The sequence below is a fragment of the Streptomyces sp. NPDC006314 genome (assembly GCF_040613075.1).
In the GTDB taxonomy this organism is placed as follows: Bacteria; Actinomycetota; Actinomycetes; order Streptomycetales; family Streptomycetaceae; genus Streptomyces.
In genome coordinates, this window is record NZ_JBEXRL010000008.1 from 148,115 (window position 1) to 162,088 (window position 13,974).

Below are 13,974 nucleotides of genomic sequence, written 5' to 3' on the forward strand. Positions count from 1 at the left end.
CGGCGCCGTGTGCACCGTTCCGTCGCCATGAGTCTGCCCCTGGCCCTGGCCGCCGTCCTCGTGGCCGCCGGGACGGCCACGGCGGCGGCGTCCGGGAATGCCCGCGTGATCCGCACGGCGGCCCTCGGCGAGATCCCGCTCGACGCGTCCAGCGACGCGCTGCTGCCGGCGGCATGACCGACGACCACGGGGTGAAGGCGGGTGGCGTCGGAGTTCGACCGGTGAACGTGTTCGGACCGAGCGAGGACGACACCTGAGAACCGGAGATCTCGTCGGCGGTGGCGGTGGCCGGTGACCGGCTGCTCGTCGAGGAGCGCACGGACAAGGCGGCCCGGCTGCCCTGGTCGGGCTCGAGTGCAAGGCGGACATCCTCGGCGGCCCGTGAGACGACGACACGGCGTCTCCGTAGCCGGAGCAGCTGGACGAGCTCGCGGCACAGGGCGGGCCGGTGCCGGCCGAGCGGCTGGTGGTCGGGCGAGGCCGACGGGGTGCCGGGGAAGACCGAGGGCATCGCGCGCGTGGACCGCGACACGCTCCCCCTCGTCGACGACGACTCCGGTACGAGCGACGGCGCGGGCGCGTGCGACGCCCAGGGCCGCCTGGTCGTCAGCGGCATCAAGACGGCCGTGACGTGCATCCGGCTGCCCAAGGGGGCTGTGACGGAGACCCGACGGCCGGGCTTTCGGCCGGTCGGGCGCAGGAGGGCCGGGTCGGCTGGATGGAGGAGCGGGTCGCAGGAGGGCCGGGGAGCGGCAGGTGATCGTGCCACTCCCGGCCCTTACACACCTGGTGTGCGCGAACGGCTGCCCCCGCGCGTGTGGCGGTCAGTCCCGCGCCCCCAGCAGGTGGTCCATCGCCAGCTGGTCGAGCCGTTCGAAGGCCATGCCGCGTGCGGCGGCCGCCTCCACGTCGAAGTCCTCGAAGGCGGCACGGTCGGCGAGGAGGGCCTGCAGACCGTCGGCCGCGGTCGGCTGGGCCAGCTGGTCCAGGCGCGCGGCGCGCAGTGCCTCCCGCACCTCCGGGTCGGCGCGGAAGGCAGCCGAACGCTCCTTCAGGACGAGGTAGTTGCGCATGCACCCCGCCGCCGAAGCCCACACGCCGTCGAGGTCCTCGGTCCGCGGCGGCTTGAAGTCGAAGTGACGAGGCCCTTCGTACCCCGCGCTCTCCAGGAGGTCGACGAGCCAGAAGGCTGCCCTCAGGTCGCCGGCGCCGAACCGCAGGTCCTGGTCGTACTTGATGCCGGACTGGCCGTTGAGATCGATGTGGAAGAGCTTGCCCGCCCACAGGGCCTGCGCGATGCCGTGCGGGAAGTTGAGCCCGGCCATCTGCTCGTGACCGACCTCCGGGTTGACGCCGTACAGCTCGGGGCGTTCCAGGCGCTCGATGAAGGCCAGCGCGTGACCGACGGTGGGCAGCAGGATGTCGCCGCGGGGCTCGTTCGGCTTGGGCTCGATGGCGAAGCGGATGTCGTAGCCCTGCGCGGTGACGTACTCGCCGAGCAGGTCGAAGGCTTCCTTCATGCGGTCCAGGGCCGCGCGTACGTCCTTGGCAGCACCGGACTCGGCGCCCTCGCGACCGCCCCAGGCGACATACGTCTTCGCGCCCAGCTCGACGGCGAGGTCGATGTTCCGGATCGTCTTGCGCAGCGCGTAGCGGCGCACGTCACGGTCGTTGGCGGTGAACGCGCCGTCCTTGAAGACGGGGTGCGTGAAGAGGTTCGTGGTGGCCATCGGGACGGTCATGCCGGTCGCGTCCAGGACCTGGCGGAACCGCTTGATGTGCGACTCGCGCTCGGTGTCCGAGGAGCCGAAGGGGATCAGGTCGTCGTCGTGGAAGGTCACTCCGCAGGCGCCCAGTCCGGCCAGGCGCTGCACCGTCTCGACGGGGTCGAGGGCGCGGCGGGTGGCGTCGCCGAACGGGTCCCTTCCCTGCCAGCCGACGGTCCACAGGCCGAAGGTGAACCTGTCCTCGGGGGTGGGCTGGTAGCTCATACCGCGGCTCCTCGCTGCGAAACGACCATTTCGTCATGGCCGTTTACAAATTAGTATGCGGACGCACCGCTGGGAAGAGACAAGATGTCTTCGACAACAAGGTGTCTTCGACAGCCCACCGCACATCCCGCAGAGCCGCGGAGGAGGAGAGCCCGATGTCAGCAGCCGAGGGTCCGCTCGTCGTCGGCGTGGACACTTCCACCCAGTCCACGAAGGCGCTGGTCGTCGACGCGGCCACCGGGCAGGTGGTGGCGAGCGGCCAGGCGCCGCACACGGTGTCCTCCGGCTCGGGCCGGGAGAGCGATCCGCGTCAGTGGTGGGACGCCCTGTGCGAGGCGCTGCGCCAGTGCGGTGACGCGGCGCACGAGGCGGCGGCGGTGTCGATCGGCGGCCAGCAGCACGGCCTGGTCACCCTGGACGAGCACGGCGAGCCGGTGCGTCCCGCACTGCTGTGGAACGACGTCCGGTCGGCCCCGCAGGCCCGCCGTCTGGTGGAGGAGCTGGGCGGCCCCAGGGCCTGGGCGGAGCGCACCGGCAGCGTGCCGGGGGCCTCGTTCACGGTCACGAAGTGGGCCTGGCTGGCCGAGCACGAGCCGGAGGCGGTCCGTGCGACCCGGGCGGTCCGGCTCCCCCACGACTACCTCACCGAGCGCCTGACCGGGCAGGGCACCACCGACCGCGGCGACGCCTCCGGCACCGGCTGGTGGGCGTCGGGCAGGGAAGCGTACGACGAGGAGACCCTCGCGCACATCGGACTGAACCCGGCGGCGCTGCCCCGGGTGGTGCGCCCGGGCGAGGTGGCCGGTACCGTCCGTGACAACCATGACCTGCCGTTCTCCAAGGGCACGCTGGTGGCGCCCGGTACCGGCGACAACGCGGCGGCGGCGCTGGGGCTCGGGCTGCGGCCCGGCACCCCGGTGCTCAGTCTCGGTACGTCCGGCACGGTGTACACGGTCTCCAAGCGCCGTCCGGCCGATCCGACCGGCACGGTGGCGGGGTTCGCCGACGCGCGCGGTGACTGGTTGCCCCTGGCCTGCACGCTGAACTGCACCCTCGCCGTGGACCGCGTCGCGACCCTGCTGGGCCTGGACCGTGAGGCCGTGGAGCCGGGCGGCTCGGTGACGCTGCTGCCGTACCTGGACGGCGAACGCACCCCGGACCTGCCCAGCGCCTCCGGCCTGCTGCACGGGCTGCGCCACGACACGACCGCGGGCCAGTTGCTGCAGGCCGCGTACGACGGCGCGGTGCACGCGCTGCTCGGGGCCCTCGACCTGGTCCTCGACGGGGACGCCGACCGCAGCACCCCGCTGCTGCTGATCGGTGGCGGGGCCCGGGGCACGGCCTGGCAGCAGACCGTGCGCCGCCTGTCGGGGCGGCCCGTGCAGGTGCCGGAGGCCGGGGAACTGGTCGCCCTGGGGGCGGCGGCGCAGGCGGCCGGACTGCTGACCGGGGAGGACCCGGCGGCCGTGGCCCGCCGCTGGAACACGGCCGCGGGCCCGGTGCTGGAGGCCGTGGAGCGGGACGGGGAGACGCTGGACCGGATCACCGGGGTACTCTCCGACGCGGCCCCGCTGCTGGAGCGGGGGACCGAAGCCCGGCCGCACACACAGAGCTGAGCGGCAGACATCGAAGGTTGACGGAGGCATGACCGCACCGCTGCACGAGGCCCGCCGGGCAGGCACCGGCCGCGCCCTGCCGGACACCCAGCAGGCCATGCGCCGGCGCAACCTCGCCCGGGTGATGCACGCCGTCAGCGCCGAGGGTTCGCTGTCGCGGGCCGCGGTCGCCTCACGCATCGGTCTGACGCGGGCGGCGGTGTCGACGCTGGTCGACGAGCTGATCCGCTGGGGGCTGCTGGAGGAACTGGGCCCGGAGCGGCCGGGCCGGGTGGGGCGGCCCGGGTCGGCCCTCGCGGTGAGCGGCCGCGGTCCGGCCGGGATCGGGGCGGAGATCGGTGTCGATCACCTCGCGGCGTGCGTGGTCGACCTGCGTGGCGCGGTCCGCGCCCGGGCCGTGCGGCACGGCGCCAACCGGGGCCGGGCGCCCGGGCCGGTGATCGGGGAACTGACGGCGCTGATCCGCCGGGTCGTCGCGCGGGCCGAGCGGGAGGACCTCTGGCCCGCCGGGCTCGCGGTCGCCGTTCCCGGGCTGGTGGCCCGGGACGGACGGACGGTCGTCCGTGCCCCGAACCTCGACTGGCGCGACACGGACCTCGGCGGCCTGCTGCCCGGTGGATGGCCGCTGACCGTGGACAACGAGGCCAACTTCGGTGCGCTGGCCGAGCTGTGGCTCGGTGACGGCGTTCCGCGGGACTTCCTGCACGTGTCGGCCGAGATCGGCATCGGGGCCGCGGTCGTCGTGGACGGCGCGCTGCTACGCGGCACCCGGGGGTTCGCGGGCGAGCTGGGGCACGTGCCCGTGCGGCCGGACGGGCTCGCCTGCCCCTGCGGCGGCCGCGGGTGTCTCGAGCAGTACGCCGGCGAGGAGGCGGTGTCACGCGCCGCGGGACTTGAGCCGCGCGAGGACCTGGTGCGGCAGCTGGCGGAGCGGGCCGAGGAGGGCGACGAGAGAGTACGGGCGGCCCTGCGGGACGCCGGTACGGCACTCGGCATAGCCCTGACCGGGGCGGTGAACCTGCTCGACCCCGAGACGGTGGTCCTGGGCGGGGCCCTGGCCGGGCTCTCACCCTGGCTGCTGCCGTCGCTGGATGCGGAGTTGACCGGCCGCACCGCCGGCCCGGCCTGCCCGGTGGCGGTGTCCCGGCTGGGCCCGGAGGGACCGCTGCTGGGCGCGGCGCACTCGGTGGTGCGATCCGTACTGGACGACCCGGCGGTCGTGGTGGAACGATCCTGACCGCTCCGCCCGACACCCCGCGTACGGCTGAGCCCGGAGCACGGCACCCCGCGCACGGCTGAGCCCGGAGCACGGCCGGCGCGGCTTCTCGGCGATCGACGAGTCGCGCGGGCCACGACGAGTTGGGCGGGCCGCAGCTCGCCTTGGGGCGTTCCGCGCCGGCCGACTGCGCGACGCGGCGCGAGCGAGGAGCGCGGTGTACCTGCGGCTGGGCATGATACTGCGCCGGGATCCGGGCTGAGGCCCCCCGGCACCCCGCCTGACGCCACGTCAGCACGCGGGATGACGGACCCGGAACCACCGGAACGGGTGGCCCAGTTGTCCACAGGTGGCGGGCTGTCCACGGAACCGCGATGTGCTCTTCTGCCCAATCCACCCGAGTCGTACCGTGTTTGCACGAGGCGCGACCGCCGGGCCGTCACGGTCGGCGGGTGCCCGCGGAACGAGGGGTATCCGCACACGACGGGTGACGGCCGGCTGACACGGATCGGGGGACAGATGCACGGGGAGACGACGACCGGGGCACCGCGGCGCGACACCATCGGGTTACGCGAGGTCCTCTTCCAGCGCATCACGGCGATGGCGCCGGCCGCCGCGGTGGCAGCGTCGATTCCGTCCGGTGCCGCCTTCTCCGCCCGCAGCCTGCCGGCGGTGCTGGTCTCCCTGGCCGCCTGCCTGTTCACCGCCTCATGCGTGGCCGAGCCGGCGCGGGAGCTGCCCGCGGCCGGCTCGGTCGCCACGTACGTGGCGCGGGCCTGCATCCGGCCGTCGGCTCCCCCGTCGGCCGGGCTCGGGTCTTCGTGGAGATGCTCGTCCCACCGCTGCTGCTCCTGCAGCCGGGCTTCACCACCGCGGGCATGCCGCACGAGGAGTGGTCCCCGTCTCCGGCGGACCTGTGGTGACCGTGCTCCCTGGCGGGTGCCCTCATGACCGCCGTGAGCGGCTGCCTCGGCGTCCGCACCTCGGCCCGCTTCGGCACCGTCCCCACGACGGTCCCCCTCCTCGGTGCCCTCACCTCCCCACACGCCACGGCCTCCCTGCAACCACCGCTGCCAGAGCGGGTCTGGTCCTGGCAGGGACCGCGCGCGGCGCACCGCCCTGTTCCAGGCGCAGGACAGTGACATCGAGGTGCGGTGGCTGGTGCGCGACTACGGGTTCAGTGAGCTGAACGCGTACCAATGCGCGACCCAGGCCGTCGGATCACCGTCGGCCAGCGTGTGCGATCCCGACTACACGTGCGTGGCCAGGCTCCGCAAGGAGTGGCTGCCCGCACGGGAGACCTGCCGGAATGTTCCCGCGCGGGTGCGGGAAACCGCCCGAGCGCTGCGCGGTTGACGTCTCCCCCGTACCCGCCCGAAGCGCTCCCTCCCCACAGCCCCGACAGTCCCGCAGCCTGTCGACGGTCCCGCCCCCTGACTCCCGAAAGGACCCCCACGATGGACACGGACCGCCCGACGCCGCGCTTCAGCAGACGCCGGCTCCTGAAGGGCGCGGCACTGGCCGCCGTTCCCTACGCGCTGCTCCCCGACCCACGCGCCGATGCGCAGACCGCGGCCGTCGACTACCCACCCGCCGAGTGGCAGCCGGCGAGCACCGCCAACTACACGACGTCCGACCGCCCGTACAGCCATGTCATCGACCGGGTGATCATCCACGTCTCGCAGGAGACGTACACCGGCACGCTGGCGATCTTCAAGAACCCGCAGAAGAAAGTGTCCGCGCACTACCTGGTCCGCTCCGCGGACGGACACGTCGCGCAGTGCGTGCACGAGAAAGACATCGCCTGGCACGCGGGCAACTGGGAGTACAACACCCGCGGCATCGGTATCGAGCACGAGGGGTGGGTGGCCCAGCCGGCCTCCTTCACCAACGCCCTCTACGAGCAGTCGGCGAGGCTCACGGCGGCGATCTGCGCCAAGTACGGTATCCCCAAGGACCGGGAGCACATCATCGGCCATTACCAGGTGCCGGGCACCGATCACACCGACCCGGGGCCGAACTGGGACTGGGTCCGTTACATCCGGCTCGTCAATTTCGCCTAGCCCACCGCCGGTCCGACCGCCGAGCCGACATGGCAACGAAGTCGGGGACGCCGCCGAGCCCAGGGCGAACCGACGTCGAACGGGTTGTCCGCACGAACACTGCCAGTGACGATGGTCCCCTCCGCAGCACCGCCCTCTCACCGTCCAGGAGTCCGAGTTGACCGATCCGTGGGTGGCCCTGGAGCCGGGGGCCGACACCGCCGAGCGCGTCCGCGTGCTGCGCCGGGCGCACGAGACGTTCACCACGGTGGGCACGGTGCCGCGCCCGGTGCGGTCGGTGGTCGCGGACTCCTGGCGGCGCAGTGCACGGGCCGGCGTCGGGCCGGACGGCACCGCCAGCGTGGAGCTGACCGACGGCGACCTCGGCGCCTACCGCGCGGAGCATCCGCTGGCCCGGGTGATGCCTCTGGTCCGGGAGCTGCTGGGCACCTTCGCCGCCGACGGCGAGCATCTGCTGGCGGTGTGCGACGCGCACGGCAGGCTGCTGTGGGTGGAGGGGCACGCGGCGACCCGGCGCCGGGCGGACGGGATGAACTTCGTGCCGGGGGCGCGCTGGTCGGAGACCGCGGTCGGCACCAACGCGCCGGGCACCGCGGTCGCCGTGGACCGGCCGGTGCAGGTGTTCGCCGCGGAGCACTTCATACGGCGGGTGCAGCCGTGGACGTGTGCGGCCGCGCCCGTGCACGATCCGCGGACGGGCCGGGTGCTGGGCGCCGTGGACATCACCGGTGGGGACGGGCTGGCGCATCCGCACAGCCTCGGCTTCGTGCAGGCGGTGGCGCGAGCCGCCGAGGCACAACTCGCCCTGCTCGCCCCACCGCGCCTCGCCGCGGACACGCCGCTGCTGAGCGCGCTGGGCCGGGACGAGGCGGAACTGGTCCTGGCCGGGCGGCGGATGAGACTCAGCCGCCGGCACAGCGAGATCATCGTGACGCTGTCCCGGCATCCCGAGGGGCTGACCGGCGATGAGTTGCTGTGCGCGCTGTACGCGGACGAGTCGGTGACCCCGGTGACCCTGCGTGCCGAACTCGCCCGATTGCGCAGGTCGCTGGGCCCGGGCTTGCTCGCCTCACGGCCGTACCGGCTCACGGCGGCGGTCGACTCGGACTCCACCATGGTGGAGCGGCGGCTGGAGGCGGGTGCGCTCACGGCGGCGGCGGAGGCGTACACGGGCCCACTGCTGCCCGGTTCGCAGGCACCGGCGATCGTACGGCTGCGGGATCGTCTCGCCGACGGACTGCGGACGGCTCTGATCGCGCACCGCGACCCGGACCTGCTGGCGGACTGGGCGCACGCGGCGTGGGGCGAGGACGACGTCGAGGTGTGGCGGGCGCTGGCGGCGGTGCGCCCCACGGCACCGGTGCGGGCCCGGCTCGCAGCGCTGGAGGCGGAGCTGAGAGTACCGGCCGGCCGGACAGCGGCGCGGACCTGCGGCGCAACGTACCCGCAACGTCCGTCTGCCTAGCCTCGGGCCGAGAGCTGTCCTACGGCGGGCAGCCCCGCACCGGGAGGCAGACCAGCATGACTCGTTACGCGGCGCCGGGCACCGAAGGCGCGATCGTCTCCTACCGGGCGCGCTACGACCACTACATCGGCGGCGAGTACGTGCCACCGCTGCGCGGGCGGTACTTCGAGAATCCGTCGCCGGTCAACGGGCAGCCGTTCACCGAGATCGCGCGCGGCACCGCGGAGGACGTCGAGCGGGCGCTGGACGCGGCGCACGAGGCAGCGCCGGGGTGGGGCCGTACGTCGGTGGCGGAGCGTTCCGACATCCTGCTGAAGATCGCCGACCGCATGGCGGCGCAGCTGGAGCCCCTGGCGGTCGCCGAGAGCTGGGAGAACGGAAAGCCGGTGCGGGAGACACTGGCGGCCGACATCCCGCTCGCGATCGACCACTTCCGTTACTACGCGGGGGCGATCCGGTCGCAGGAGGGATCGCTGGGCGAGATCGACGACGACACGGTGGCGTACCACTTCCACGAGCCCCTCGGTGTCGTCGCGCAGATCATCCCCTGGAACTTCCCGATCCTGATGGCGGCGTGGAAGCTCGCGCCGGCGCTCGCCGCGGGCAACGCGGTCGTGCTCAAGCCCGCCGAGCAGACGCCGGCCTCCATCCACCACTGGGTGAGCCTGATCGGGGACCTGCTGCCGCCGGGCGTGCTGAACGTCGTCAACGGCTTCGGTGTGGAGGCGGGCAAACCGCTGGCGTCGAGTCCGCGGGTGGCGAAGGTCGCGTTCACCGGGGAGACCACGACGGGGCGGCTGATCATGCAGTACGCCTCGGAGAACATCAAACCGGTCACCCTCGAACTCGGCGGCAAGTCGCCGAACATCTTCTTCGACGACGTGTGGGCGCACGACGACGACTTCCGCGACAAGGCGCTCGAGGGCTTCACGATGTTCGCGCTCAACCAGGGCGAGGTCTGCACCTGCCCGTCGCGGGCACTGATCCAGCGCGGCCATTACGCGGAGTTCCTCGAGGCGGCGGTCGAACGCACCCGGCTGATCAAGCCGGGGCACCCCCTCGACACCGACACGATGATCGGTGCCCAGGCCTCCAACGACCAGCTGGAGAAGATCCTTTCCTACCTGGACATCGGCCGGCAGGAAGGCGCGAGGGTCCTCACGGGCGGGGAACGCGTCGAGTACGACGGCGAGTTGAAGGGCGGCTACTACGTCCAGCCGACCATCTTCGAGGGCGACAACCGCATGCGCATCTTCCAGGAGGAGATCTTCGGCCCGGTCGTCTCGGTGGCCTCCTTCGACGACTTCGACGACGCCGTCACAACAGCCAACGACACGCTGTACGGCCTCGGCGCGGGCGTGTGGACCCGGGACATGAACACCGCCTACCGCGCAGGCCGCGCGATCCAGGCGGGCCGCGTGTGGACCAACTGCTACCACGCCTACCCCGCACACGCGGCGTTCGGCGGTTACAAGCAGTCCGGAATCGGCCGCGAGACGCACAAGATGATGCTGGAGCACTACCAGCAGACGAAGAATCTCCTGGTGTCGTACTCACCGAAGAAGCTCGGCTTCTTCTGAGCACACGAAAAGGGGCGCCTGGACCGGACCTTCGCCCGTGAGGCGCCCCTCACCCGGCCAGACAGCGAAGCCACGACGGCGTCGGCCGCCGATGACCGTCACACCGCGGGGCGACGGCCCGATCGCCGCCCGGATCGTCACCGACTGCCTGCGTACTTCAGAGTCTCCGCCATCGAGGCGGACGCACAGCGCGCAAGCCGTACCTCGGCACACATCGCACGCTCCACCGAGGACTTCGTGGCCGTAAGCGTCCAGATGCAAGGCACAGCGACCCTAATCCAGGATGGCCGCCACGTCCCCGTCGGCGAGAGGGACATCGTGGTGTACGACACGACCCGGCCGTACTCCCTGAACTACCCGGAACGGTTTTCCGCCCGCGTCCTCCACCTGCCCCGCCGGGTAGTGGGCCTGCCGGACGAACAGATTCGCCGGATCACCGGCACCGTCATCGACACGGCAGAAAGGGATCGGCTCGGTGCTGATGCCCTTCCTGGCGGCGCTGGTCACCTCCACCCACAGCGACGCCGGCTGGAGGAAAGCGCAGCTTCTACGGCCACTCTCCTCTCGAGTGGCGCAATCTCCGCACCTCTCAGGGCGTCAACGGCTTGCGGCTCAGCTGATCCAAGAGGCCAGCGCTCGCACGACACGGCCCCTCGCGCGGGTGTGCGCGTCCCGTGTCAGGCGGAGCCGTCCCGGCCGCCGGGCAGGCCTTCGTGGTGACGAAGTAGTAGACGGGGAGCATGACGAACACCGCAACCTCCAGCAGCGGCGCGATCAACACCCCCAGGAGCCCGGCGACGGTGTAGGCGAGGGCTCCGGCCCAGGAGCGAAGCCGTCCGTGCCGTACGTACGTGTCCTGCACGTCCGGGTCCAGCAACTCGGGTCGGCGGGCGATCTGTTGGCAGAAGGCCACCCGGCTCATGCCCGTCCGTGCCCTGGCCCCGTCCTGCCCGTGCCGACGTGCGGGCGCGAGGAACGCCGGTTGAGCCGCGTGCCACCGCCGTGCCCCGCCGTCCTCGGATTCCGGTACGGCGGTGCCATCGGGTGAGCCGCCAGCCGCGGGCCGGCACGGTCCGCAGGCGGGCGGTGCAGTCGCCGGAGGAGGTCAGGCCGGCGCAGCAGGGGTGACGACCTGCGGCCTCGACGACGAAATGAAAACGGTCTCCGGAACGCTCGGGAAAGCACCCTGGAAGCGCACGGTGACCGCGGGGTCGCCGTACGCCCGCACCGCCCAAACCGCCGTTCGGGTGAACACTGCCGCAGCCCCCGTCGGCCGCGAAAGGCCGGGAATACGGACCCCCCGGGCATTTTCTCGCGCTCCTGGGCGCCGATCCGAAGTGGCAACCTGACGTTGGCCTGGCCAGACTGAAGCAGGCGGTTCGTGATCAGGAAAGAACACTTTCGGAACTTCCGATCCACACGTCCCCAGGAGATCGAATGGTGGAGCAGTCCTCCGAGGTCCATATATCCGGGCCGGACGAACCTGCCGTCACCATGAGCGGCGCCGGCCCGACCGAGACGGAGACCGAGACCGAGCGGAAACTCGCGGATGCGCTGGCTGACATCGTGAGCGCCGAGCACGTCCCGGCCGACAGTCACTTCTTCGACGACCTCGGCGCCAATTCCCTGGTCATGGCCCAGTTCTGCGCGCGGGTAAGGAAGATGCCGGATCTGCCGTCCCCCTCCATGAGGGACATCTACCGGCACCCCACCATCCGAAGCCTGGCAGCAGCTCTGGCGCAGGCCGCTCCCCCGCCTGCCGATACCGCGCTCGCCACGTCGGCGTCCGCGCCCCCGCCCCCGCCGCCTCAGGTGTCACGCACCGGCCGGTTCAGCCACGTCCTCTGCGGAACGATCCAGTTGCTGGTCTTCCTGACATATTCTCTCGTCTCCGGGTTCGTCACCGCCGGAGGATACGAGTGGATCGCCACCGCTTCCGGGGCGGCCGGCATCTACCTGCGGTCGCTTCTGTTCGGAGGCATCGGGTTCATCGCTCTGTGCGTGTTCCCGGTCATCGCGAAATGGCTTCTCGTCGGCCGCTGGAAACCGGGTGAGTTCCCCGTCTGGGGCCTGACATATCTGCGCTTCTGGTTCGTCAAGGTACTGCTCCACGCGAATCCGATGGTGTTCCTCGTCGGAAGTCCGCTGTACGTGCTGTATCTCCGGGCCCTCGGCGCGCGGATCGGCAAGGGGGTCACGATCCTCTCCCACACCGTCCCGGTCTGTACCGACCTGCTGACGATCGGCGCCGGTACGGTGATCCGCAAGGATTCGTTCTTCCTCGGCTACCGGGCCTACGCGGGCCGCATCCAGACCGGCCGGATCACGCTCGGCCGCGACGTGTTCATCGGCGAGAAGACCGTCCTGGACATCGGCACCTCGATGGGCGACGGCGCACAGCTCGGCCATTCCTCCGCTCTCCACAGCGGCCAGGCGGTCCCGGACGGTGAGCACTGGCACGGATCACCTGCGGAGCCCACGCACATCGACTACGTACGGATCGCGCCGGCCGGCTGCGGCACCGCGCGCCGGGCCTGGTTCGGCCTCGTCACGCTGCTGCAGTTGGTCTTCCTCTACGTCCCGCTCGCCATCGGCGGGGTGTACATGCTGTTCACCGAGGTACCGGCGATCGGCAAGCGACTCGATCCCCAGACGGCCGCGTTGTCACGGCCGGAACTGATCTCCGACGCACTGGCCGTCTCCCTCGTCCTGTTCCTCGGCGTCGTCGTCGGGGGTCTTATCGCCCTGTACACCGTTCCGCGTCTGCTGAGTCTGGCCGTCAGGCCCGACCGGGTCTATCCGCTCTACGGATTTCACTACGCGGTACACCGGGCGACGGCTCGCATGACCAACATCAGGTTCTTCGCCTGGCTCTTCGGTGACAGTTCCTACATCGTGCATTATCTCCGCGGACTCGGCTACGACTTGTCACATGTCGAGCAGACCGGGTCCAACTTCGGCACCGAACTGCAGCACGAGACGCCGTTTCTGGTCTCCGTGGGCAGCGGAACGATGGTGGCCGACGGACTCTCCGTGATCAATGCGGACTACTCCAGTACGTCTTTCCGGCTGTCCCGGGTGTCGATCGGGCCGCGTAACTTCCTGGGCAACAACATCGCCTTTCCCGCGGGCGGCAGAACCGGTGACAACTGCCTCCTCGCGACCAAGGTGATGATTCCCCTGGACGGTGAGGTCCGTGAAGGCGTGGGGCTCCTCGGTTCTCCGTGCTTCGAGATTCCGCGCTCGGTGGACCGTGACGCACGGTTCGACCATCTCCGGACAGGTGACGCGCTCCGCCGTCATCTCGCCGCGAAGAATCGTTACAACCTGCGCTCGATGGCATGGATGCTGTTCGTGCGCTGGCTGCACGTATTCCTGCTCACACTGCTCGCTCTCGCCTCCGTGGACCTGTACGGCGTGGTCGGCCACGTGGTGATCGCCGCGTATCTGGCACTGACGCTCGCGTTCACCACTGCGTACTACATCCTGGTGGAACGCTGCTTGACGTCATTCCGCGGACTGCGACCCCAGCTGTGCTCCATCTACGACCGGACCTTCTGGTTGCAGGAGCGCCTGTGGAAGGTTCCGGACCATCACCTCAACATCTTCAACGGAACCCCCTTCAAGAGCCTCGTCTGGCGGATGCTGGGTGTTCGCATAGGCAGCAGGGTGTTCGACGACGGCTGCTACCTGACCGAACGGACCCTCGCCGCCATCGGCGACGAGTGCACCCTGAACGCCGGTAGCAAGATCCAGTGCCACTCCCAGGAGGACGGCACCTTCAAGTCCGACAACATCACGCTCGGCGCGGGCTGCACGCTGGGCGTCGGCGCGCACGTGCACTACGGCGTGACGATGGGCGACGGCTCGGTGCTGGCACCCGATTCCTTCCTCATGAAGGGCGAGGAAGTCCCCGCCAACGCACGGTGGGGCGGCAATCCCGCCGTGGACATGCCGGAAGCGGGCAGCCCCTCCGGCGGCACCGGCCGGGCTGCCCCGGCAGCCGGAATCTCTGCGGCGAACGTGAGTTGAGGAAGGCCATT

Annotated in this window: 10 protein-coding genes and 2 pseudogenes; 10 read left to right on the forward strand and 2 right to left on the reverse strand. The window is 71.2% G+C overall.

Features of this window, described 5'->3' with window-relative positions; genetic code table 11:
• Nucleotides 1-27: 27 nt before the first annotated feature.
• Nucleotides 28-177, forward strand: a complete 150-nt coding sequence (locus ABZ079_RS16955; protein WP_356940212.1) for a hypothetical protein — start codon at nucleotides 28-30, stop codon at nucleotides 175-177.
• 647 nt (nucleotides 178-824) lie between these two features.
• Here the strand turns inward: ABZ079_RS16955 and xylA are convergent.
• Nucleotides 825-1,991, reverse strand: a complete 1,167-nt coding sequence (gene xylA, locus ABZ079_RS16960) for a xylose isomerase (RefSeq protein WP_356940213.1) — start codon at nucleotides 1,989-1,991, stop codon at nucleotides 825-827.
• A gap of 155 nt (nucleotides 1,992-2,146) precedes the next feature.
• Between xylA and xylB the strand changes: the two genes are divergently transcribed.
• The 8 genes and pseudogenes from xylB to ABZ079_RS17000 all read left to right on the forward strand — a co-directional run.
• The gene (gene xylB, locus ABZ079_RS16965; protein WP_356940214.1) at nucleotides 2,147-3,607 is read left to right on the forward strand and encodes a xylulokinase; all 1,461 of its coding nucleotides are present in this window, start codon (nucleotides 2,147-2,149) and stop codon (nucleotides 3,605-3,607) included.
• A gap of 28 nt (nucleotides 3,608-3,635) precedes the next feature.
• Nucleotides 3,636-4,844, forward strand: a complete 1,209-nt coding sequence (locus ABZ079_RS16970; protein ID WP_356940215.1) for an ROK family transcriptional regulator — start codon at nucleotides 3,636-3,638, stop codon at nucleotides 4,842-4,844.
• A gap of 689 nt (nucleotides 4,845-5,533) precedes the next feature.
• Nucleotides 5,534-5,746, forward strand: a complete 213-nt coding sequence (locus ABZ079_RS16975; protein WP_356940216.1) for a hypothetical protein — start codon at nucleotides 5,534-5,536, stop codon at nucleotides 5,744-5,746.
• An 84-nt stretch (nucleotides 5,747-5,830) separates the two neighbouring features.
• Nucleotides 5,831-6,179: pseudogene (locus ABZ079_RS16980) on the forward strand (hypothetical protein); the annotation flags it as partial.
• A gap of 101 nt (nucleotides 6,180-6,280) precedes the next feature.
• Nucleotides 6,281-6,886 carry an N-acetylmuramoyl-L-alanine amidase gene (locus tag ABZ079_RS16985; protein ID WP_356940217.1) on the forward strand — a complete coding sequence of 202 codons (606 nt, stop codon included), beginning with the start codon at nucleotides 6,281-6,283 and terminating at the stop codon, nucleotides 6,884-6,886.
• A 157-nt stretch (nucleotides 6,887-7,043) separates the two neighbouring features.
• Complete coding sequence (locus ABZ079_RS16990; RefSeq protein ID WP_356940218.1) at nucleotides 7,044-8,351, forward strand: GAF domain-containing protein; 1,308 nt, start codon at nucleotides 7,044-7,046, stop codon at nucleotides 8,349-8,351.
• A gap of 56 nt (nucleotides 8,352-8,407) precedes the next feature.
• The gene (locus ABZ079_RS16995) at nucleotides 8,408-9,931 is read left to right on the forward strand and encodes an aldehyde dehydrogenase family protein (RefSeq protein ID WP_356940219.1); all 1,524 of its coding nucleotides are present in this window, start codon (nucleotides 8,408-8,410) and stop codon (nucleotides 9,929-9,931) included.
• 144 nt (nucleotides 9,932-10,075) lie between these two features.
• A pseudogene (locus tag ABZ079_RS17000) lies at nucleotides 10,076-10,351 on the forward strand (transcriptional regulator); the annotation flags it as partial.
• A 169-nt stretch (nucleotides 10,352-10,520) separates the two neighbouring features.
• Here ABZ079_RS17000 and ABZ079_RS17005 read toward each other — a convergent pair.
• The gene (locus tag ABZ079_RS17005) at nucleotides 10,521-10,853 is read right to left on the reverse strand and encodes a hypothetical protein (RefSeq protein ID WP_356940220.1); all 333 of its coding nucleotides are present in this window, start codon (nucleotides 10,851-10,853) and stop codon (nucleotides 10,521-10,523) included.
• Between the two features lie 515 nt (nucleotides 10,854-11,368).
• Here ABZ079_RS17005 and ABZ079_RS17010 point away from each other — a divergent pair.
• Nucleotides 11,369-13,963 (forward strand): Pls/PosA family non-ribosomal peptide synthetase, encoded by a 2,595-nt coding sequence (locus ABZ079_RS17010; protein WP_356940221.1) that lies wholly within the window; start codon nucleotides 11,369-11,371, stop codon nucleotides 13,961-13,963.
• Nucleotides 13,964-13,974: the final 11 nt, after the last annotated feature.